Origin of the sequence: Streptomyces sp. NPDC088915 (assembly GCF_044749825.1) — a bacterium.
In the GTDB taxonomy this organism is placed as follows: domain Bacteria; phylum Actinomycetota; class Actinomycetes; order Streptomycetales; family Streptomycetaceae; genus Streptomyces.
In genome coordinates, this window is record NZ_JBIVIR010000015.1 from 252,402 (window position 1) to 272,501 (window position 20,100).

The 20,100-nt window shown below is 72.2% G+C and carries 19 protein-coding genes; 9 read left to right on the forward strand and 10 right to left on the reverse strand.

The annotated features are described in order from the left end of the window. Window positions 1-140 precede the first annotated feature (140 nt). The 4 genes from tap (at window position 141) to ACIP5O_RS26545 (ending at window position 6,684) form a co-directional block, all read left to right on the forward strand. On the forward strand, window positions 141-2,435 hold the full coding sequence (gene tap, locus ACIP5O_RS26530; protein ID WP_401297338.1) for a telomere-associated protein Tap: 2,295 nt from the start codon (window positions 141-143) through the stop codon (window positions 2,433-2,435). A 12-nt stretch (window positions 2,436-2,447) separates the two neighbouring features. After that, window positions 2,448-3,005, forward strand: a complete 558-nt coding sequence (gene tpg, locus ACIP5O_RS26535; RefSeq protein WP_401297340.1) for a telomere-protecting terminal protein Tpg — start codon at window positions 2,448-2,450, stop codon at window positions 3,003-3,005. A 190-nt stretch (window positions 3,006-3,195) separates the two neighbouring features. Next, on the forward strand, window positions 3,196-5,664 hold the full coding sequence (gene uvrA / locus ACIP5O_RS26540) for an excinuclease ABC subunit UvrA (protein WP_401297341.1): 2,469 nt from the start codon (window positions 3,196-3,198) through the stop codon (window positions 5,662-5,664). Between the two features lie 468 nt (window positions 5,665-6,132). Beyond that, complete coding sequence (locus ACIP5O_RS26545) at window positions 6,133-6,684, forward strand: hypothetical protein (protein ID WP_401297343.1); 552 nt, start codon at window positions 6,133-6,135, stop codon at window positions 6,682-6,684. A 182-nt stretch (window positions 6,685-6,866) separates the two neighbouring features. Here ACIP5O_RS26545 and ACIP5O_RS26550 read toward each other — a convergent pair whose 3' ends face one another. Continuing rightward, entirely contained in the window at window positions 6,867-8,615 is a 1,749-nt protein-coding gene (locus ACIP5O_RS26550; RefSeq protein ID WP_401297345.1) for a PP2C family protein-serine/threonine phosphatase, read from the reverse strand. A gap of 318 nt (window positions 8,616-8,933) precedes the next feature. Between ACIP5O_RS26550 and ACIP5O_RS26555 the strand changes: the two genes are divergently transcribed. Continuing rightward, on the forward strand, window positions 8,934-9,326 hold the full coding sequence (locus tag ACIP5O_RS26555) for a MarR family transcriptional regulator (RefSeq protein ID WP_401297346.1): 393 nt from the start codon (window positions 8,934-8,936) through the stop codon (window positions 9,324-9,326). A 206-nt stretch (window positions 9,327-9,532) separates the two neighbouring features. On the opposite strand, the gene ACIP5O_RS26560 is transcribed toward ACIP5O_RS26555, so the two are convergent. Next, window positions 9,533-9,979 (reverse strand): MarR family winged helix-turn-helix transcriptional regulator, encoded by a 447-nt coding sequence (locus ACIP5O_RS26560; protein WP_401297348.1) that lies wholly within the window; start codon window positions 9,977-9,979, stop codon window positions 9,533-9,535. 111 nt (window positions 9,980-10,090) lie between these two features. On the opposite strand from ACIP5O_RS26560, the gene ACIP5O_RS26565 reads away from it, so the two are divergent. Continuing rightward, the gene (locus ACIP5O_RS26565; RefSeq protein ID WP_401297350.1) at window positions 10,091-11,263 is read left to right on the forward strand and encodes a PP2C family protein-serine/threonine phosphatase; all 1,173 of its coding nucleotides are present in this window, start codon (window positions 10,091-10,093) and stop codon (window positions 11,261-11,263) included. Between the two features lie 142 nt (window positions 11,264-11,405). Here the strand turns inward: ACIP5O_RS26565 and ACIP5O_RS26570 are convergent, their stop codons facing one another. After that, window positions 11,406-11,774, reverse strand: coding sequence for an STAS domain-containing protein (locus ACIP5O_RS26570; protein ID WP_401297352.1), 369 nt, complete (start codon window positions 11,772-11,774; stop codon window positions 11,406-11,408). A gap of 219 nt (window positions 11,775-11,993) precedes the next feature. Between ACIP5O_RS26570 and ACIP5O_RS26575 the strand changes: the two genes are divergently transcribed. Further along, complete coding sequence (locus ACIP5O_RS26575; protein WP_401297354.1) at window positions 11,994-12,401, forward strand: ATP-binding protein; 408 nt, start codon at window positions 11,994-11,996, stop codon at window positions 12,399-12,401. Between the two features lie 184 nt (window positions 12,402-12,585). On the opposite strand, the gene ACIP5O_RS26580 is transcribed toward ACIP5O_RS26575, so the two are convergent. The 3 genes from ACIP5O_RS26580 to ACIP5O_RS26590 all read right to left on the reverse strand — a co-directional run bounded on the left by ACIP5O_RS26580 (window position 12,586) and on the right by ACIP5O_RS26590 (window position 16,017). After that, entirely contained in the window at window positions 12,586-13,908 is a 1,323-nt protein-coding gene (locus ACIP5O_RS26580; protein WP_401297377.1) for a PP2C family protein-serine/threonine phosphatase, read from the reverse strand. A 426-nt stretch (window positions 13,909-14,334) separates the two neighbouring features. Then, complete coding sequence (locus ACIP5O_RS26585) at window positions 14,335-14,715, reverse strand: thiol-disulfide oxidoreductase DCC family protein (protein WP_401297355.1); 381 nt, start codon at window positions 14,713-14,715, stop codon at window positions 14,335-14,337. A gap of 660 nt (window positions 14,716-15,375) precedes the next feature. Then, window positions 15,376-16,017, reverse strand: a complete 642-nt coding sequence (locus ACIP5O_RS26590; RefSeq protein ID WP_401297357.1) for a glyoxalase — start codon at window positions 16,015-16,017, stop codon at window positions 15,376-15,378. A 409-nt stretch (window positions 16,018-16,426) separates the two neighbouring features. Between ACIP5O_RS26590 and ACIP5O_RS26595 the strand changes: the two genes are divergently transcribed. After that, window positions 16,427-16,687: a hypothetical protein gene (locus tag ACIP5O_RS26595; RefSeq protein WP_401297359.1), complete on the forward strand. Its 261-nt coding sequence runs from the start codon at window positions 16,427-16,429 to the stop codon at window positions 16,685-16,687. 56 nt (window positions 16,688-16,743) lie between these two features. Here the strand turns inward: ACIP5O_RS26595 and ACIP5O_RS26600 are convergent, their stop codons facing one another. From ACIP5O_RS26600 to ACIP5O_RS26615, 4 genes are all read right to left on the reverse strand, one after another. Continuing rightward, window positions 16,744-17,079, reverse strand: a complete 336-nt coding sequence (locus ACIP5O_RS26600; RefSeq protein WP_401297360.1) for a ClpX C4-type zinc finger protein — start codon at window positions 17,077-17,079, stop codon at window positions 16,744-16,746. 286 nt (window positions 17,080-17,365) lie between these two features. After that, window positions 17,366-17,653 (reverse strand): hypothetical protein, encoded by a 288-nt coding sequence (locus ACIP5O_RS26605; RefSeq protein ID WP_401297362.1) that lies wholly within the window; start codon window positions 17,651-17,653, stop codon window positions 17,366-17,368. A gap of 366 nt (window positions 17,654-18,019) precedes the next feature. Next, on the reverse strand, window positions 18,020-18,523 hold the full coding sequence (locus ACIP5O_RS26610) for a DUF4265 domain-containing protein (RefSeq protein WP_401297364.1): 504 nt from the start codon (window positions 18,521-18,523) through the stop codon (window positions 18,020-18,022). A gap of 155 nt (window positions 18,524-18,678) precedes the next feature. Then, on the reverse strand, window positions 18,679-19,365 hold the full coding sequence (locus ACIP5O_RS26615) for a deoxynucleoside kinase (RefSeq protein WP_401297366.1): 687 nt from the start codon (window positions 19,363-19,365) through the stop codon (window positions 18,679-18,681). Window positions 19,366-19,737: 372 nt separating this feature from the next. Here ACIP5O_RS26615 and ACIP5O_RS26620 point away from each other — a divergent pair, with 372 nt between their 5' ends. Continuing rightward, on the forward strand, window positions 19,738-19,929 hold the full coding sequence (locus tag ACIP5O_RS26620) for a hypothetical protein (RefSeq protein WP_401297368.1): 192 nt from the start codon (window positions 19,738-19,740) through the stop codon (window positions 19,927-19,929). The last annotated feature ends 171 nt before the right edge of the window (window positions 19,930-20,100 follow it).

Here is a 20,100-nt window from a genome sequence, read left to right on the forward strand (position 1 = left end):
CTTCGCCTCTCTGGTTGCCGCACAACGAACTTCCGATTCACCTGGTGCCGCAAAATGCACGATGTTTGAACGCTCTTCGGGCGCTGGATGTGCGCGAAAAGTGAGCTTCGCGAGATAGGCTGCGTCCAGGAGGTCTTCGCATGTCCGAGCTGTTCGACGCGGTCGACGCCTTGCTCACGTCCCGCGCGGTTCTACCGCCGCCCGAGGAGCGCAAGCGTCTGCGCCAAGCCCACGCCCTGACGATCGACGAGGTCGCGTCCGCACTGAAGGTGCGCCGGGCCACGGTCACCAGTTGGGAAGCCGGCAGGACCGAACCGCGTCCGCCGGAGCGTGACGCGTACGCGCGGCTCCTCGACGGGCTCGCCAAGCTCTACCCTGCGCCCGCACCCGCACCCGCACCCGTCTCGGCCGACGGCTCCGCCCCGGCCGATGGCCCCACCCCGGCCGGAACCGTGGCGATCGAGACCGCTCCGGCGCCCGCCGAAGCCGCCCCGGCGCCCGAGGCACCCACCGCCACCGTCACCCCGGCAGAAGCGCGGACCGAGACCGCGGCCGTGTCGGCGTCCGAGCACCCCCAGACCCCTCCTCCCACCGCACAGGTGCCTGCCGCTCGTCCGGCGCGCGCCACCGGGCCGGCATCGACGTCGCACCGTCCCGGCACGCGGAAGGAAGCCCCGGCCGCCACTCCGGCGCCCAGTACCGATCCGCGGTTCGCGAACGGCCCGCTGGCGGTCGCCGACGTCGACGAGGACGGGCGGGTGCTGGCGTACTGCACCGGCGGCCTGGTCCTGGACGTGCCCGCCAAGTCCCTGCCGTCGCTGGTGGACTGGACGCTGAAGGAGGCCGGGCTCGGCCAGCCGCGGCTGTCCGGGCCCGGCAAGGACGCCGACCCGCTGCTCGTGCTCACCGAGTCCGCGTGCGAGCGCTACGGCCTCCCGGCCGCCCTCACCGACGAGGAGCGGATCGCCGGGCGCCTGCCCGAGGGCCACAAGGTCGTCAGGCAGCTGGTGCGTGCGGAGTGGAAGCTGACCAAGCGCGGCTTCGGCCCCTGGGCGCGGATCTACCGCCCCGCCACCGGTTCGGAGCGGGCCTGCGTGCAGCTGTGCGTCCCGTCGTGGAACGCGCTCGACACCCGCCACTGGGGCGGGGCGGGACACCTTCCGCCGGCGGAACTCGCCCGCGTCCTGGGCGTGTACGCCTCCCGCGTGATGACCCCGCGCGGGTCGACCGCGGTGACCGGCCTGGAGCTGATGACCGCGCTGCACCCCCCGACCCGCGCCTCCGCGCCGGACGAGAACGGCGAGCGGCACTCCGAACACAACCCCGGCTCCCTGGGCAAGGACCCCGTCGACCCCGCGCCGTGCGAGGCTCCCGACGGCCACCCCGTCCTCAAGGACCTGCCGCGCTTCCACGTCCGCGGCCCCGGCGAGCAGCTCTTTGAGGAGGCGTACGACTGGGCCCGGCCGATGACGGACGCCGAGTGCACCCTGCGCCACCTCGTCGGCATCGACGTCAACCTCGCCTTCGGCGCCGGCGCCAACGGCCTGATCGTCGGCCTGGGCGCGCCCACGCACGTGAAGAACCCGGTGTTCGACCCGAAGCTGCCCGGGTCCTGGCTGGTCGACCTCTCCCACGTCGACCTGTCGAAGGTGAAGGTCGGCAAGGACAGGTGGGCCGAGCTGGACGGCGACCTGCTGCCCTCCCCGTTCACGCCGAAGGGCGACCGCCCGACGGGTCCGGCCTGGTACGCGACCCCGACGGTGGCGTACGCGGTCGAGCTCGGCTACGAGGTGCGCCCGTTCGAAGCGTACGTGCGGTACGACAACGGCCGCTACCTCGACGGCTGGTACAACCGGCTGCGCGACGCCTACCTCGCCACCATGGCCGACCTCGGCGTCCACGCCGACACCGCCCCGGAGGACTTCCTGGCGGCGATGGAGGGCTGGAAGGACCGCGACCCCGACCTCGCGATCGTCGTCGCGGCCGTCAAGGCGACCGTCAAGGGGGGCTTGGGCAAGCTGCGCGAGCGGCCCCGGGCCGAGGGCTGGCGGCCGGGCGAGCCGTGGCGCGCCCTGTCCCGCCCGACGTGGCGCCCGGACATCCGCGCGGCCGTCATCTCCCGCACCCGGATCAACCTGCACCGCAAGATCGTCAAGCACGCGTCGTTCACCGGGCAGTACCCCATCGCGATCCTGTCCGACTGCGTCGTCTACGCCGCCGCCGGTCCCTCGCCGCTGGACTTCCTTCCCTACCGGGAGGGCAAGCCGCTCCCGGGCGGGTTCAAGCTCGGCGTCAACCCCGGCCTGGTCAAGCACGAAGGCACCCAGAGCGTCCTGTGGGGCGAGGAGGTCCGCGAGCGGTTCGACGCCCCGGAGCTCAACGTGGCCCGGTACATCAAGGACGGCACCGTCACCGACACCGACAACGGCGAGTAGGAGAGGCCCACGATGACCCTGTTCGGCGACGGTCTCGACAAGGCGGTGCAGAAGGCGTTCACGCGTCCGGCGCCCAAGACCGCGGGCGCGCAGATGCGTTACCTGGTCAGGAAGCTCGGCGGTACGAAGGCGGCCGCCGATCTCCTGGGAATGTCCCGGCGGCAGGTGGAGCGGTACGTGGCGGGCAAGGCCACGAATCCCCGCCCCGCCCTCGCCGCCCGCCTCGAGCGCGAGGTGAAGAAGCGGTGGCAGCCGCGGATCCGGGCCAGGGCCCGGCGGAAGGCCGCCTCCACGGACGGCATCGTCATCGACGCCCGCGCCCGCATGGGCTACACCGCGCCGATCGGCTCCACCGACCAGGACCGCGTCCGCCACCTGACCATCGCCCTGCCCCCCGTCTACGCCGCCCGCCTCTTCGACGCCCAGGACGACGGGGCCGGCGAGGCCCGGCTCCAGCAGATCGCGGCCGAAGCCCTCAAGGAGGTCTACTTCCAGGACGGCGGCCGCCGCGCCGGATCGCTGGAAGAGGTCTGCTTCACGGACGTGGAGCACCTGGAGTTCGAGTTGTGAGAGCCGGGACGGCGGGTGGACCCGACGTCGTCGTGCGGCCGGACGGCACGTCGTCCTCATCGGCCGGGAGACCGGCGTGCGCCCGGGGCGCTCCTCCCGGGGGCCGACCCCGCGTCGCTCTCCCGCCCGGACAGGGCCCGGCGACGACGCCCGTCGCGCGGTTTCCGGCCCGGTCGGGTAATCAGGAACGGTGAACAAGGACGCGAGTGACCCCTTCGTGCACGTCCGGGGCGCCAAGGAGAACAACCTGCGGAACATCGACGTCGACATTCCGCGGGACGCGACGGTCGCGTTCACCGGCGTCTCGGGTTCGGGCAAGTCCTCGCTCGCCTTCGGCACGCTCTACGCGGAAGCCCAGCGGCGCTACTTCGAGTCCGTGGCACCGTACGCCCGAAGACTGTTGCAACAGGTCGGCGCGCCGCACGTACAGGAGATCACCGGACTGCCGCCCGCCGTGGCCCTGCAACAGCGACGCGGGTCGCCCGGCTCGCGCTCGACGGTCGGCACCATCACCACGCTGTCCAATCTCCTGCGCGTGCTCTACTCCCGCGCCGGTACCTATCCGCCCGGGGCCGCGAGGCTGGAAGCCGAGTCCTTCTCACCCAACACCGCGGCCGGCGCCTGTCCGGAGTGCCACGGACTGGGCGTCGTGCACGACGTCGCCGAGGACCTGCTCGTCCCGGACCCCTCGCTGAGCATCCGCGAGGGGGCGATCGCCGCCTGGCCCGGAGCCTGGCAGGGCGCCAACCTGCGCAGCGTCGTGAACGGCCTGGGAATCGACATCGACCGGCCGTGGCGCAGGCTCAGGAAGAAGGACCGGGACTGGCTGCTGTACACGGACGAGCAGCCCTCCGTCCACGTCGAACCGGAGGAGGGCCGTGTCGACCACGGCTACCGAGGAAAGTTCTGGAGCGCTCGCAAGCACGTCATGCACGTCCTCGCCGACTCCAAGAGCGAGAAGATGCGCGAACGGGCGCTCCGGTTCGTCAGGAGTGTGCCCTGCCCCGCATGCCACGGCAGCGGGCTGCGGCCCGAGGCACTCGCCGTGACCTTCGCCGGACGTTCCCTCGCCGAGATCAACGCGATGCCGCTCACCCGGGTCGCGACCCTGTTGCGCCCCGTCGCGGAGAGGCCCGAGGCCGACGCCACCACGTCGACCGCACGAACCGGGGAGACGACCGAGGCCGCGGTCCGGATCTGCGGTGATCTGGTCGCGCGGATCGACGTCCTGCTCGGCCTGGGCCTCGGATACCTCGGCCTCGGGCGCCGCTCGACGACCCTGTCGCCCGGTGAAGCGCAGCGCCTGCGGATCGCCACCCAGTTGCGCTCGGGGCTGTTCGGCGTCGTCTACGTCCTCGACGAGCCCTCCGCGGGCCTGCATCCGGCCGACGCGGAACCACTGCTGGAGGTGCTGGACCGCCTCAAGGCGGCGGGCAACTCCCTGTTCGTCGTGGAACACGACATGGACGTCGTACGGCGGGCGGACTGGGTGGTCGACATCGGCCCCGGCGCGGGCGAGAACGGCGGACGCGTGCTGTACAGCGGGCCGGTCGCCGGTCTCGAGCGGGTCGGGGATTCGGCCACGAGCCAGTACCTGTTCGGGCGCGCCCGACAGCCCGGTCGCCGTCCGCGCGCACCGCACGGCTGGCTGCGTCTGCGCGGCGTCTCCCGTCACAATCTGCACGACGTGTCCGTCGACGTGCCGCTCCGCGTACTGACCGCGGTGACGGGCGTGTCCGGTTCCGGGAAGTCGACGCTGGTGACCCAGGTCCTCGCCGAGGTCGTTCGCGGCCACCTCGGGCTCGTACCCGAGGAGCCCGACGAGGCGCAGTGGGAGGTCGAGGTCCAGGACACGTCGGGGGCCGAGTCGTTCGACCGGCTGGTACGGGTCGACCAACGGCCCATCGGCCGGACTCCCCGGTCCAACCTGGCCACGTACACGGGAATGTTCGACGCGGTGCGCAAGCTGTACGCGGCGACGGAGGAGGCCTGGAAGCGCGGCTACACAGCCGGGCGGTTCTCCTTCAACGTGCCCGAAGGACGGTGCGAAACCTGCCGGGGCGAAGGATTCGTCACGGTGGAACTGCTGTTCCTTCCCGGCACCTACGCGCCGTGCCCGGCGTGCCGGGGCGCCCGGTACAACGCCGACACGCTGGAAGTCACCTACCGCGGCAAGAACATCGCGGAAGTGCTGGCACTGTCCGTCGACGCGGCCGCGGAGTTCCTGTCCGCCGTCCCGGCCGCCTCCCGCAGCCTGGAGACGTTGCGCGAGGTGGGGCTGGGGTACCTGCGCCTCGGCCAACCCGCGACGGAACTCAGTGGGGGCGAGGCGCAACGCATCAAACTGGCGACCGAACTGCAGCGGGCCCGCCGCGGGCACGCGCTCTACCTCCTCGACGAGCCGACGGCCGGTCTGCACCCCTCGGACATCGCTCTGCTGCTGCGACAGCTGCACCGGCTCGTCGACGTCGGCAACACGGTCGTCCTCGTCGAGCACGACCTGGACACCATCGCCACCGCCGACTGGGTCATCGACCTCGGGCCGGGTGGCGGCGAGCAGGGCGGACGGGTGATCGCGGCGGGCCCGCCCGCCAAGGTGGCGAGAGCCCGCCGCAGCGTCACCGCGCCCTATCTCGCGGCCCGGCTCGCGCGCTCCTGAGGGCGGTGCGAGGGGCCGAGGGCCGGTCGACCGGGTTCAGGACGCAAGGGCCGTGCGCACCGCCGACACGACGGCTCCGTCGTCCCCCCTCCGTGGCGGCCTCACCGAAGCCCGCCCGCCCCTTCGACGTCCGGGCGAGGGACCGGGCACGGACCCGTTCCCACCACGGAAACGGACCCGCCTGCCGCACCGGGACTCGGACGCCGGCCGTGGTGCACCCCAGGGCGTACAGCGCCTGGCACACCCAGCCACCGGTCAGGTCGTCACGACTCCGCCCGCCGATCCGACCGGTGCGCACGAAGTGCGGTATTCGCCCGACCCGGCTGCCGCAGATCACTGTGACGCCGGAGGGTCGCCCTGCTTGCGAAACGAGTCACGGGGGAAGAAAACCTGCGACCCCGGCACCCCGCGGACACCGCACAGCGGACCCGGCCCGTGATCGACCCTCTACCGAACGGACCTCCTCGCATGACGACCGCTCCCCTCGAAGCCCCGACCGCGCGTGTGCCCGGGCGGGCTTGGACCGTCCGGCTCACCGGTCACAGCGACCGCACCGCGAGCGTCACCTGCACCTCGCCGTGCACGATGCCCGCCCGCTCCCGCGACCTGGCCTCCTTGCGCGCCTTCGCCGCCCGGCACGCCGCCGCCCACGCCAAGGCCGCCACCGTCCGCCCCGACGCCGCCTGTCACTGCCGCACCGAACGCTGCGAGGCACACCCCGGAGACAAGACGCCGTGCGCGGGCGAGGTGGTGATGATCCTGCGCCACGACCCGGTCGTCGGCCAGGTGTGGATCGTCGAGGAAGTCTGCGCGATGTGCGCGCCCCACATTCCCCACGCCCGGATCCTGGCCCGCGCCGCGGCCCCCACCAGACCCGCCGTCGTCGAGCGGACCGGCCAGACCCGGACGCTTCCGCGCCCGAGTGTGCCCAGCCTGTTCTCCTCCGCCGGCGCCGCCGAGACGGGCGCGGACACGATCCGGCGCCCGCGCAAGCCGCACCGCCGCCCCCGTCAGGGCTGACACGCACCCCGCCGCGGCACGGGGGAGCGGATGGGGAATCCGCCCTCCACCAGAGTTCGCCCCCGCTGCTCGGGAGCGGCTCCGACCTACCTCCTCGCATTCCCCGCGCAGGAACGGATCCGAGACCGACCGTGTCGACCGGACGAGCGGCAGGCCCGGTCCCAGGGGCGCGTGATCCGGTGTCAGCGCACGCGGACGCCGAGGATGGCGAAGTCGTCGGTGGGCGCCCTGGGGTCGTGCGCGGCCATCTCTTCCTCCAGGAGGCGTACGGTCGCTTCGGCCGAGGCGCCCGCGGTGCGCGTGAGGACCGCGTGCAGGCCCGCCTCGCCGAGCATGACGCCGTCGTTCGAGCGGTGCTCGGTGACGCCGTCGGTGTAGAAGAGCAGCAGGTCGCCGGGGACCAGCGTGTGGTGGACGGTCCGCAGGCGGGGCTCGTTCACCACTCCGAGGAGGGTGCCCGGGTGGCCGACCGGGACGACGGTCCCGTCGCTCCGGCGCAGCAGCGGGTGCGGATGGCCCCCCAGGGCCAGGGTGAGGCGCATCCCGGAGCCTTCCGGGCGCAGGGTCGCGCAGGCCGTCGTGCAGAAGCGGCGAGCGGGCGACGGCTCGTCGAGGAGGGCGGTGTTGACGGCGCGCAGGAGGACGGCGGGGTCGGCGGTGCTCCGCCCCACCGCGCGGACGGTGTGGCGGACGAGGCCGGTGAGCGCCGCGGCCCGCGGACCCTTGCCGGCGACGTCGCCGACGGTCACCGTCCAGTCCTGGGGGCCGCTGGGGAACACGTCGTAGAAGTCCCCGCCCATCAGGGTGCCCTTCTCGCCGGGATGGTGGCGGGCGGACAGTTCGAGGCCCGGCACGTCGGGCAGGGCGCGGGGCAGCAGGCTCTCCTGAAGCCTGCGCGCCACCTCTGTCTGCTCGGCATGACGGCGGGCGTTCTCGATCGCCGGGGCCGCGCGGCGGGAGAGTTCCCGGGCGAGGACGACGTCCTCCTCGGTGAAGGCGGAGGACCCGGACGCGGCCCTCACCAGGAGCATGGCTCCGACCACGGCGCCGGACCGGCCCACGGGAACGGCCAGCCAAGAGTCCGCGGGCGACGGGCGGTGCGGGGCCCGGCGGTCCTCGCCGGCGTGCGGGGAGGGGGCCAGGGCGCGGGCTACGTCGGTCCCCCGCGCGTGGCGTCCGGTGCGGATGACGGCGCCGACCCCGTCCTCGGAGTCCGGGTGCGGGGGAGACGCCTCGGCCAGGTCGCGCAGTTCCCGCTGCCGGCGCGGGTCGCGGTGGACCAGGGCGGCCAGGGCCGGCAGGCCGGTGTCGTCGACGAGGTAGAGGAGACAGCCGTCGGCGAGGTCCGGCACGACGGAGTCCGTGACCGCGTCCAGGGTCGCCCCGCGGTCGAGCGAGGCCCCCAGCACGGCTCCCGCGTCGGCCAGGATCCGGAGCCGCTCCCGGTCGTTCCCGCCGCTGCCCGCGTCCCCGCCGTCGGGCCGCGCCTCCGCGCGCTCCGGGGCCCGTGTCCACCGGTCGGTGCACAGCACGAGCAGCAGGCGGTCCTTCCCCAGCCGTAAGGCCCGGTACTCGCGATTCGTCGTGCGGTGGGCGCCCTTCCCGGCGGGGATGAACACGCCGTGCTCCGGCGGGCCGGTGTTCAGCACGTCCAGGCAGGCCGCGAGGACGCCGTCGCCGGCCGTCCGGGACCACAGACCGCCGCGCGGACTCCCGGCGGGCGCCGCGCCGGCCGCGCGACCGGCGCGGGCAGCCGCGTTCGCGTACTCGAGACAGAGGTCGACGGCCCGGCCGTCGGCGTCCCGTACCGCCGTCGAGATCGAGACGGCGTCCGGCAGGAGCTCGAACGCCTCGGCCAGGAGGCCGTCGGCGGGCCTGTCCTCGGAGGCGGCCGCACGGCCGTCCTCGGCTCCGGGCACTGCCGTCGTCACGCTTTCGCCCCTCTTCTCGCCGGCGGACCGCCAAGCAATAGTTGTCGTGCGGCAAGTATTTCACGGGGCGGAGCGAAGCAGGGCGGAAAGGGGCGGTGTTCGTCCACTTCCCGGATCCGCCCCGCCCCCCCCCGCGACCGGAACCGGCCGTGTGCCCACCGCGACGGACGTCACGTCGATCGAGGTGCTTCCCGGCAGGCATGAAGGGGGTCGCGCGGGGAAAGCGGAGGGGAATCGTCCTCGATCCCGCACCCGCCTATGAATGACGCTCCGGACCAGGCCTCTTCCTCTTCGGCTGACGAAGAGGCGGTCGCCGCGATGCTGGAGTTGTGGGAGGACCTGGAACTGCGCCGGGAGCCCTCGGGCCTCGCCTATCGGATACTGGTCCTGCTGGAGCACTTCGGCCGGCTGGCCCCCGGGAGGCTGGCGCACCTGCTTTCCGTGCCGACCACCTCCTTGAGCCGCGTGACCGCCAAGCTCGCCCAGACCGGGCTGGTGGCCAGCGCTCCGACGCCGGGCGACGGACGCGGCAGGATCGTCACCGCCACGCGTGCCGGTCGGCGGTTGCTCGCCGAGATGCGGGCCGAACGGCTGACCGAGCCGTCCCCCCTCCTGCCGGACCACGCCGAGGACGAAGCCGTACGGGCCGGACTCGCCGGCCTGCTCGCCGCCCTGCAGAGGTCACTGCGCGACCGCGACGGGGGCCGCTGACCCCGTGGGGACCGGGCTCCGCCCTCCCCGCGCACCTCTCGCCGCACACCCGTCGGCCCGCCACCGGTTACACGGCCGCAATACTTGTCATTTGACAAGTATCTGCCCGAGGAACGAATCTGTCGCAGCATCACGAGGCGCGCAGACGGCCTCCGGCATTTCCTCGGAAGGGAGGAACCGTGCACCGATCGGCGCAGTCGTCGGGCTCAGGCCGATTCCGTGACGCTGGCGTCCGTCTCCTCGCGAGAGGCCCCGGCACCGGCGACGGTCCGGATCCCGGACAGTCCCCGCACCAGCATGGCCTGCTCGGTCGGGGTCATCTTCCCCAACAACTCGCGCAGGACCTGCTCGCGGCGGGCACGGAACGCCCTGAGGTAGCTCGCGCCCCTGCGTGACAGGCGCAGCTCCAGCTCGCGGCGGTCGGAGGGGTTGTGACCGCGGTCGATGAAGCCCACCGCCTGCAGGCGGTCGCACATCCGGCTGACCGACGACGGCATGGAGTCCAGCTTCTCGGCCAGGGTGCGCAGGTTTACCACTCCCTCGCGCTCCAGCACGTACAGCACGCGCACCTGGGAGGAGGACAGCGGAGCCGTCGACACCGTCTCCCCCTGGGACCACAGCACTTCGAGCAGTTCCAGGACCTCGAGCGCCACGCCGGCGGCGGAACCCTCCGCACCGTTCCGCCGCGATGCTTCCTCCGGTCGCCGAGACATGAGAGAAGCCCCCCTTTCGCACGCGTTCTGAGACTAGGCGGTAACCGGACAATGGACAGATTCATCGCGGTCGAGCGCGCCCTGCGTGCCGCCACGCCCGACGCTCTTCTCCCGTCCCTGGAGGAAGGGCTGGTCACGCGTTACGGGGCCGTGGACGTCACCCTGCTCATGGCCGACTACGCGACGACCATACTGCAACCGGTCACGGCTCTCCCTTATACGAGGGAACCCGTCCCCGTCCACGACAGCGCCCCGGGCCGGGCCTTCAACTGGCAGTCGCCCCACGTCGAGGGAGCCGGGGAGGACGGCCCGGTCACCGTGCACCTGCCGGTGAGCGTGCGCGGAGACCGCATCGGGGTCCTGAGCCTGCGCCTGCCCGACTGGCAGGAGGACTCCGGAACCGCCCGGGAACTGACCGAGATCGCCGAGGTGCTCGGACACGAGATCGTCGTCGGCGAACGCGACACCGACCTCTACCTCCAGGCCCGGCGGGCCGACCGCCTCACGCTCGCCGCCGAGATGCAGTGGCAGCTCCTTCCCGGGCGTTCGTGCACCCGTCCGGAGTACGACATCGGCGCGCAGCTCGAACCCGCCTACGCGATCTACGGGGACAACTTCGACTGGTCGACGTCGACCCACGACCTCACCCTGACCGTGACCAACGGAATGGGCGAGGGCATCGACGCGGCCCTGCTGACCAACCTCGCGGTCAACGCCCTGCGCAACGCCCGGCGGGCCGGCCTGTCCCTGGCCGACCAGGCCTACCTCGCCGACCAGGCGGTCTACGGCCAGCACCGGGGGGCCCAGCACCTGGCGGCCCTGTTGCTGCGCTTCGACCTGGCCACCGGGGCGACGGAGATCGTGGACGCCGGATCACCGAAGATGTGGCGCGTGAGACGCGGCAAGGTCGAGCAGATCGAGCTGAGCGCCCAGCTGCCCCTGGGCATGTTCGAGGACACCGTCTACACGGCCGAAGACTTCCGGACCGAACCGGGCGACCGCCTCGTCTTCGTCAGCGACGGCGTCTACGACGTCGCCTCCCCGTCCGGGGAGCGGTACAGCGAGCGGGCCCTGGCCCGGGCCCTGACCAGCACCCGGCTCCTGCCCGCTTCCCAGGTCCCCCGTGCCGTCCTCCAGGAACTCGCCGGCCACCGTGGCGTGATCGACCCCGACGACGACGCCATGGTCGTCTGCCTCGACTGGCGCGGGCGGCCGTCGGCCTGAGGCCCATGAGACGGGCGGACGGTCCATGTGACACGGTCGCGCCCGGGACACCGGGAACGGCGGACACGGCCTGCCCGACCGCCCATCGTCCGGCAGGGGGAGAGGTGCCGCCCCCGTCTCGTCCTTCGCGGTGCGCCGAGGGTCAGGCGTCCAGGAGGGCCTGCTCGAGGGTGGGGTGGCACGGGATGACGGTGTCGACTCCGACGAGGGTCAGGACGCGCCGGACGGCTTCGCCGGCGCCGGCGATGTGCAGCCGACCGCCGATCTCGCAGATCCGGCGGTGGGCGGTGATGAAGACGTTGATGCCGCTGGAGTCCATGAAACTCACACCCGTGAGGTCGGCCACGACCCGTGGCGCCGGTGCTCGTTCTTCGGGGATCAGGGCTTGACCGAGGACTTCCCGGGAGGTGTGGTCGATCTCGCCCTGCAGGGTGACGACGCGGACGTCGTCGACCGTGCGGACCGTCGCGGACAGCCGGCTGGGCTGCTCCACTTCTCTGTTGCCGCTCATCGTCTCCTCGCCTGCGTTTACGCTTACCCCCGGGGCGGGGGCACGTGCGAACAATTGTGCCCCACCCGTCCGGGGCCAGGTGCTCCGGGCGGCGGCCCGGCCCACCCCCGCCGGGCAAGGGCCATCCGGGCGGGCAGCCGCGCCGCGTGAACGGGAACGAGGACGACAGTGGAAGCCCATGCCGATGATCACGCCGACGACGGGTCCGAGGCGTTTCTGATGCGCGTGGGCTTCACCCTGGACGGCGGCGGTTCCTGCATCGCCGAGGCCCGCCACCACGCCACCGCCTTCCTCGAGACGGCCCGTACCGATCACCGTCTGCCTGTTTCCGCACGCGCGAGGGACTTGACGGAGCTGGTCGTCAGCGAGCTGGTCACCAACGCCGTCAAATACGCCCCGGGGCCGGTCCTCATGGAGCTGCGCGTCACCGCCGACGTGGTGGACGTGGTCATACGGGACAGCGAACCCGGCATTCCCGTGGCCCGTACCGCGGATCCGGGGCGGGTGGGCCAGCACGGTCTGGAGATCATCAAGGCGGTCGCCGAGAAGCTGTTCATCGAGCAGGAGGCGGCCGGCAAGCGGATCACCGCCCGCATCGCTCTGGCCGACACCCTCAGCCCGGCGTAGAACCCTGCCCGGCGTAGAACTCTGCCCGGCGTCGGACCCCGAGAACGGGGCCCGCGTGCTGTTTCCCGCTGCTCAGCAGGTGAGGAGGGCGGTGAGGGCGGCGCGTGGATCACGCTTCGGAGATCCTGCTGTGCCGTCCATGACCCCGGGCTCCCGGACCCCGGATCCTTCGGAGCCGGCGCGATCAGGACGGTGGGGGAACGCGCAGGGCGAGCAGGGCGGTGTCGTCGCTGGCCCAGCCGCCGTGGTGGGCGTCGAGAACGGCGGTGAGATGGGCGATGGTCGCGGCGGCGTCCAGGGCGTGGCTGGCGGCCAGGGCGGCGGCGAGGTCTTCTTCGTCGAAGATCGCCTGGGCTTCTTCGGGACTGGTGCCGGGGCGGGGGCGGGCTTCGGTGGCGCCGTCGGTGTAGAGCAGCAGCAGGTCGCCGGGAGTGAGCTCGAAGGACACATCGGTCAGGTGGACCGTGTCCATCACGCCCAGCAGGGTGCCCGGCGTGCCGAGGAGCTCGACGCTCCCGTCGGCGCGGCGGACCAGTGCCGGCGGATGTCCGGCCAGCGCGATGACGCCCGACAGCCCGCCGGGGGCGGGCTCGAAGACGGTGCAGGCGGCGGTGAGGAAGCGGGAGGTGCTCTGCGCGAGCAGGGCGGTGTTGAGACGTCCCAGCAGATCGGCCGGCGAGTCCGCCTCACCCGCGTCCGCGCGCACGGTGTAGCGGGCCATGGAGCTGACCTGGGCGGCCTGGATCCCCTTGCCGCACACGTCGCCCAGGACGGCGGCGTAGTGCGTACCGCGGGTGTGGAAGAGGTCGTAGAAGTCGCCGCCGACCTCGATGTCGGTGCGGTGCCGGTTCGAGGCCGGAAGGTAGGAGGCCGCGGCCTCCACACCGGGGACCTTCCGCAGCCGCGGAGGAAGCAGGGCGGCCTGCAGGCTGTGCGCGAGGTCGGCCGAGCGCTGGTGGGCGGCCCGCGCCGCGGTCAGGCTCTGGCGCAGGTGTATCTCCGACGCCACCGACCGGGCCAGGGTCTCCAGCGTCGCCAGGTCGGCCGCGGACCAGGCACGCGGGGAGTCGTCGATCACGCAGAAGCTACCCAGTACGTGCCCCTCGGGGGCGAGCAGGGGATAGCCGGCCCAGGCACCGATGCTCATCGGGCCCACCGAGGGGTGACCTTCTGTGCGCGGGTCGGCGGCGGCGTCGTCGACGATGAACGGCTGCCCCTCCAGTCCGACCAGGAAGTAGCAGAAGCTCTGCTCCACCGGATTCTGCCGGTCTTCGAGCGCGTCGGCGTCCACGCCGACGCACGCCTTCCAGAACGAGCGCTCCGCGTCGACCAGGGTCACGAACGCCCGCCCGGACCCGGTGATCCGGGCCGCGAGGGAGGCGAGGTCCTCGAAGACCTCCTCGGGCCCGGTGTCCAGCAGGGCGGTGGCCTCCACCGCGGCCAGGCGCTCGGGATCCGACAGCGCGGCCGGCAGGCCGTCCGCCCGCAGCCCACCGGGGAAGTCCATACTCGCCACCCGTCCGGCCGTCCTTTCCTTGCACACCGAGGCATCCGTACCAACAAGCGAAGCACACCGGATACTCCGGCCCCGCCCACCGATCCTCCACAGCGGTGCGATCCCCACCGGCCAGGGCCCGCCCTCTTCGCCCGCACAGCCGGAACCCGCCATGGTGAGACGTGGTGAGGAGTGCCGGCCCCGCTTGCCATCCGCGTCCGTCGTGAGCCCCGTCCGCGAGGCTCACAAGTCGTCACTCGGCGTCACCCCCAAGACCTTCCGCACCCGGTTACGGGAGCCGACGCCCCCGCCGTTCCCTCCGCGGCCACGGCGCCGAACTGCCGGGGCGCCCTGAGAGCGGACGCCCGCCCGGCGGCCGCTTCTCCCACGAGGAGCGGCGGAACCTCCCGTATTCCGCCCCCGGGCTCCCGCCCCGGATCACCGGGGACGACGAGGCACGGCGCACGTCGGCGTCCCACCCGGCAGCCGGTGCCGATGGATCGCCATGAACCGGTAGACCCGCCGGGCTACCCACCGCACGCCGGGCAACAAGAGCGCCCGCCCCGACAGCGCCCAGACTCCCCCCGCGCTCACCAGTGCCTTCGCGACGGCTCGCGAGCCACCGTCCACCCCTCCGGCCGGCGTCACCCACAACACCTCGTACGCGGCACGCTCCCGCGTGACGCCGAGGGCGCCGAGGTCCGCGAACTGCCACGGGACGACATCGCAGCGGGGTCGCACGCGCCGTTCGGTGAAGCGTGCAGCCGTCGTGCAGAAGCCGCAGTCTCCGTCATAGACGAGCACAGGCCGAGAACGCATGCCTCCATCATCGCGCGCCGTGCCCCGCCGACCTGAGTCACACGCCGCCCGCCCCGCTGCGCTCCCGCCTCGTCGCCGGGACGCGCGAGGAGCCCGGTCCGGCGTCGAAGCCCCGTACGGTCGGAACGGGACGCCGGCCGGTCCGTGGACGGACGGGCCCGGCCGCCGAGCCCGCGGACGCGGAAGCGACGACAAGGGGCCGCCCCCGGGGAAGGAGGGGCGGTCCGCAGGCGTGCGGAGGGGGTCTGCTTGGGGCAGGTCTCCTGGGTGACCGGCCCGCCGGCTTGGAGCTGTCGAACTCCGGTCCCCGCACCATGCAGCGGCTATACGGGCCACTGACGTACGTCATGTCGTCGTCGACCAGCCGGATCGTTCGGTTGCCGCCCTCGACGCTGGTGGGCGTCAGCAGCGCCGCGCCCAGCGCGACGCAGACCGTCGTCGAACGGGCCAGAGGGCGGGACCGCCGGTGGGATCCGGCGCCGACGGCGCGATGGGCGGTGCGAGACACGGGACTCCTGTGCGAGTGCGAAACGGGGCACGGCCCAGTCCGGACACCACCGCTTTCGTTCCGCTTGCGTCCCGCCCACGCGGCGGAGGCGACCGTCCCGGTGAGGACTTCGGCACGCACCCCCTCCCGACCGAAGCCGGAAGCGAGCGGCGTCAGATGCCGGTGGGCGCTGCAACGGGGACCGTGGTCTCCCAGGAGAAGCCGTCGGGGTCGGTGAAGGGGCCGGTGGTGGTGCCGAGGACGACGCGGTGCGAGCCGGAGCCGTCGGCGGGGACGCCGAGGTCCTTGGCCAGGCCGCGCCGCTTGTAGAGGGCGAGCTTGACGGGGCTGGAGGCGTCGGCGATGAACTCGGCGTACTTGCCGCCGAAGCTCTTGCCCACGCCCAGGCCCCGCTCGACGTAGAACCGCTTGCTCGCCCTCACGTCCTCGACGCCGAGGAGGAGCACGATCTCGTCGATCCTCCGGACGGCAGGACCGCCGTCCTTCTTGGAGGAGGTGGCGATCTTCCAGATGGTTCCGTCCGGGGCCCGCAGGACGCCGCCGTAGCCCCACAGGGACCTGTCGGCGGGCTTGAGCGTGGTGGCGCCCGCGGCGAGCGCGGACTCGACGAAGCTGTCGACGTCGGCCGGCCGGGAGACGGTCAGGGCCAGGGTGAACCCGCGGAAACCCTCGGTCGGGGTCTCGCAGGCCCGCAGCCGCAGCGCGGCGGGGCCGAGTCCGAAAGCATCTTCGTGGAACCGGGCGGCGGTCGCGGGGTCGGCCACCTCGAGGGTGACGGATGTGAGGAAGGTCATGCCGCTCACGCTAGGTCCGGCGTGCCCGCCGGGGCTTCTCCGTTCCTGATCGATCCCGCCCCGCCGACGGGACCCGCAAGCGACGCCGCGCTCCAGGGCTGCCGGGGCACTGCTGCCGCACGGACCGGGCGACTGGCTGACGCTGCTGTGGGTCGCCGTACCCGGTCTGCTCGCCGTCGTACCGCTCGGCGCGGCCGCAGACGCCGTACTGCCCAACCCTCACGAGGCCTTGGTGGTGGCCATGCCGCCTACGAGGGGACTGCTGCTTGCCTCGGGGCGCTGTTCCCGATCACCGCACTGCCCGTGCCGGTCCAACAGGCGGCCGAGGTCCTCCGCTCAAGTGGAGGGCCCAGGGGCGACGCCCGGAAGCAGAGGCCACCGGCGTGATCGATACCGTTTCGGGTAGCGGGTGGACATGTTCGAACATCGACGTGTACGGGTCGCGTGCGTGCTGCTGGTCGGGTGGGTGGCGCTGACCGTCGTGGAATGGCGGGCGGAACAGGCACCCTGGCGCACGGCTGTGGTCAGCGGCTTCCTGATGGCGTGCGTGGTGGCGGGCACCTGGTGGTTCGTCGAGATGACGCAGGGCCTGTCCTCACGAACGGGCAGGAAGCACCGAACGGTCGGTCCCGCCGCCGACGACCGTCCTGACGAAGGAACGACGGAGTAACAAGGCAGATGCGTCTGACCGGGGTGCCTGCCAGCGGTGCCGAGGGCGACTCTTGGTCACTCCTCCCCGGAGAAGCGTTCCCAGGCCGACTGGCGGGTGATGCCCAGTGCCTGGCCGACCCTGGCCCAGGTCACGCCACGACGCCGGAGTTCCGTGACCCACATGCGCAGGTCGGCCTCGACCTGGTCGGCGAGTGCCGCGACCCGGGGCAGCCGCTCCAGCATCTCGGCATCGGTCAGCTCGCCCCACATCGGCATCCGCAGCTCGGTCGGGCCCGGGCGGTACTCGGCGACGATGGAGGCGGCCAGGTCCACGCAGTCGGTGCAGATGTTCACTCCGGGACCGGCGACCAGCTTGGTCACCTCGGCCTCGGGCTTGGCGAGAACGAGCACACCCGGCCGTCGCGGTCCCTCGTTTCGGCGAGCATCGCGAACCCTCCTCCGCCGGTGGCCGTTCGTCAGGCCGATCCTGACGCGCAGGATAGGGGTGTCAGGGGCATCCTGACAAGGAGGGGTCGTTCCAGTCGAACCGAACCGGACTGAACCGTTCCTCCCCGACCCCAGGGACTCCCTGTCGAGCAGGGGACGTCGTCATCCGGCATCGGCCTGGGCGCCGGCGTTCACGCCCCGAGAACTCTCGGTGGCCCGCCCCGTTCACCGATGTCACCGGCCCATGCGTTCAGCAGGCCTGCGCGACCATACGAGGAAACGGCTCGGTCTGCGCCACCCGGGTTCGGTGCGCCAGTCGGCGGGCGGCGTGCACGCTGCGACGCGTCAGACAGAGTTCGCCCGCCGGGACGTGGCATGTCGGACAGGGCTCGGCGAAAGCGCCGTGCCGGAACCTGCGGTGCGTCTCGTAGGCGGCGTCCAGCATCGCGTCGAGCGCCGAAGACGGAAGAGCGGCGGAAGCACGGGTGGCTGTGCGCACCGGCCGGTGGGGGAGGGGCAGGACCGTGGTGGAGCTCATGACGGACATCTCCTCGTACGGCACGGGGGCGAGACCGTAAGTTCTCGCACCCGTGTGTTGAAAGGGCGGCGATTCTCCCTGCCTACCCGCATTGCCGCAGCTCAGACGAGATCAGTACGATTTTCGGGGCGGGTCGGTTGTCTGGTGATCACTGCGGTTCTCAGGTCGTTGTTCGGCAGCGACGGTTCGTGGGCGGCAGCCACCCGGTTCGACGAACTCACCGTCCGCTTCGAGGCCGCCATTCTGATCGCCGCGATCGCCGCGATCGGCGCATGGACGCGACGGATCCGAGCGGCCGGTTCCTGCGCCGGTACGAGAACGAGGAAGCCCCGGCTCGACCCAGACCGGGACGGGGCACCGCTGTGTTCAAGGTCGCGCAGCGGCTTCCCGGGCGGCAGTGACACACCCTTCTTCCCGGTGCCACCACTCCTTCGCCTCGCCGTGCTCCGACAGCTCACGGATCTTCGGCACGTCCGCCTGCGGCGGGACGTCCGGGGCCACCGTCCCGAACCGCTCGATGCCCTCGCCCGTCGTCCCGAGGCGGCGGAAGGCCTCCAGCACGCTCTGCCGGGCGGCGGCAGAGCCGTCGTCCTTCAGCACGACGAGCCGGATGGTGTAGTTCTGCGAAGGCTCCACCGTTTCCCCGGCCCGGAGAACGCCATCGTCATCCGGTCGAATCCTGATGACGTCTCCGCGGGCGACTCCGCGGACGAACCAGGGCGTGCTGCCCAGCCGTACCGTGTCGTCACCGGGGTCCACGGCCCACGGGCTCTCGACGCTCGCCGGCAGCCGGCCGCCTCCGTTCACGTCCCTGCGGAAACGGACCTTCACGTGGTCGTTGCCGATGTTCGTCACCGCACCGTCACCCACTTCGCATCCACCGGACCGGCCCGCGGAGCAGGAAGGCGCCCCCGGCCCCGGCCGGCAGCCCGCTTCGATCGTCGATCGCCACCGGGCGGGCCGACATCTCCCGGACCGGATCGGACCCGCCCCCTCCCCTCCCATCGATTCCCCGTGATGTGGCTTCAGGCAGGTTCCAGGCCGGCTTCGGCCCGGCGGCGGCCGGCCGCCGCCAGGGCGTCCTTCACCTCGCGCACGACGCGGGCCGCGTCCGCGCGATCGTTCACCACGTCCGTACGGTTCATGTCGACGACGAGGACGTCGCTGGCCGAGTAGTGGAGGTGGACCCAGTCGTCGTAGCCGGACCACAGCGTCCGGTAGTACTCGACGAGGCCCGCGTCCTGCTCGAAGTCGCGCCCCCTGAGCCCGATGCGGCGCAGCACCGTCTCGAAGTCGGCCCGGAGGTAGACCATGAGGTCGGGCGCCTTGCGGTAGGGCAGGCCGTCGATCTCGCGCATCATCTCGTCGAGCAGCCCCTCGTACACCCGCATCTCCAGGGCGCTGATGCGACCGAGGTCGTGGTTGACCTTGGCGAAGTACCAGTCCTCGTAGATCGAGCGGTCCAGGACGTTGTTCCCCTGCCTGTACGCCTGCTTGATCGAGGCGAACCTCGTCTGCAGGAAGTGGAGCTGGAGCAGGAACGGGTAGCGCTTCGCCTGGATCTCCTCGGGCGTCGCCGTGTAGAAGAGCGGGAGGATCGGGTTGTCGTCCACGCTCTCGTAGAAGACCTCGCTCCCCAGTTCCCTGGCGAGCAGCTCGGCGACGCTCGTCTTGCCGATACCGATCATGCCGCCGACGCAGATCACTGCCATTCCTCACTTCTTCCCTGGCCTCCCGCACTCCGCGGGCGCACGAGTGGCCGGTACACCACCAGCCTCGCCGACACTACATCTGGGCAGGTGGTGCTCTCGCCCTCCCACATGTGGGAGGGTAGGGAGGGAGTCTGGGAAGCGAGCCGGACGAGGGCCCGGGCGGTGAAGCGGCCGGGCGAAGCGCTCGGCCGTACGTCGTCTTCGACGACCGGCAGGCCGCCGACCGTGGTCTCGCCGCTCTCGACGGCCGCCGCCGCGTACTCGGTGATCTGCACCTACACCGGGGTCTCGGCTCGGTAGCCAACCTTGCGTCCGCCCGTGCCCCGCAGTGGTATGGGTTTTCTCGTCGTTCCACAGCACGGTTCTCCTGGCATGGAGGGCACGGCTGAAGTCGGTTGCCGGGTGGACGAGTGGGAGGTGGTGTTCACCCGGATGGCGGGCCGGTTCGCTCGGGCGGATCTGCGCTGGCGGATGCGGGACTACGCCCGTGGTCCGCTGGGCCAGGCTGCAAGGAAGAACGGCCGACAGCTCGGCATCGGCTGTGTGGCGGCGGTGCCCAAGTAGCAGCGGATCAAGTCCCCGGCAGGCGTCTGGCGCATCGACCGACTCACCGAACAAGCACCCGGTGATGCCTGGCAGAGAGCCTCCGCCAACTTGAAGACGCAGGTCAAAGGGCTGGTGTGACCGCTCCCCGGGGTACTCGTGCTGGCCGTGGGCGGAAGTCCGCTGAGAAGA

What these genes read in the sequence shown, in the direction of transcription:
- tap (WP_401297338.1), top strand. Translation starts at nt 141, where the DNA reads ATGTCCGAGCTGTTCGACGCGGTCGACGCCTTGCTCACGTCCCGCGCG.
- tpg (WP_401297340.1), top strand. Translation starts at nt 2,448, where the DNA reads ATGACCCTGTTCGGCGACGGTCTCGACAAGGCGGTGCAGAAGGCGTTC.
- ACIP5O_RS26545 (WP_401297343.1), top strand. Translation starts at nt 6,133, where the DNA reads ATGACGACCGCTCCCCTCGAAGCCCCGACCGCGCGTGTGCCCGGGCGG.
- ACIP5O_RS26555 (WP_401297346.1), top strand. Translation starts at nt 8,934, where the DNA reads ATGCTGGAGTTGTGGGAGGACCTGGAACTGCGCCGGGAGCCCTCGGGC.
- ACIP5O_RS26565 (WP_401297350.1), top strand. Translation starts at nt 10,091, where the DNA reads ATGGACAGATTCATCGCGGTCGAGCGCGCCCTGCGTGCCGCCACGCCC.
- ACIP5O_RS26570 (WP_401297352.1), bottom strand. Translation starts at nt 11,774, where the DNA reads ATGAGCGGCAACAGAGAAGTGGAGCAGCCCAGCCGGCTGTCCGCGACG.
- ACIP5O_RS26575 (WP_401297354.1), top strand. Translation starts at nt 11,994, where the DNA reads ATGCGCGTGGGCTTCACCCTGGACGGCGGCGGTTCCTGCATCGCCGAG.
- ACIP5O_RS26580 (WP_401297377.1), bottom strand. Translation starts at nt 13,908, where the DNA reads ATGGACTTCCCCGGTGGGCTGCGGGCGGACGGCCTGCCGGCCGCGCTG.
- ACIP5O_RS26585 (WP_401297355.1), bottom strand. Translation starts at nt 14,715, where the DNA reads ATGCGTTCTCGGCCTGTGCTCGTCTATGACGGAGACTGCGGCTTCTGC.
- ACIP5O_RS26590 (WP_401297357.1), bottom strand. Translation starts at nt 16,017, where the DNA reads ATGACCTTCCTCACATCCGTCACCCTCGAGGTGGCCGACCCCGCGACC.
- ACIP5O_RS26605 (WP_401297362.1), bottom strand. Translation starts at nt 17,653, where the DNA reads ATGAGCTCCACCACGGTCCTGCCCCTCCCCCACCGGCCGGTGCGCACA.
- ACIP5O_RS26615 (WP_401297366.1), bottom strand. Translation starts at nt 19,365, where the DNA reads ATGGCAGTGATCTGCGTCGGCGGCATGATCGGTATCGGCAAGACGAGC.
- ACIP5O_RS26620 (WP_401297368.1), top strand. Translation starts at nt 19,738, where the DNA reads ATGGAGGGCACGGCTGAAGTCGGTTGCCGGGTGGACGAGTGGGAGGTG.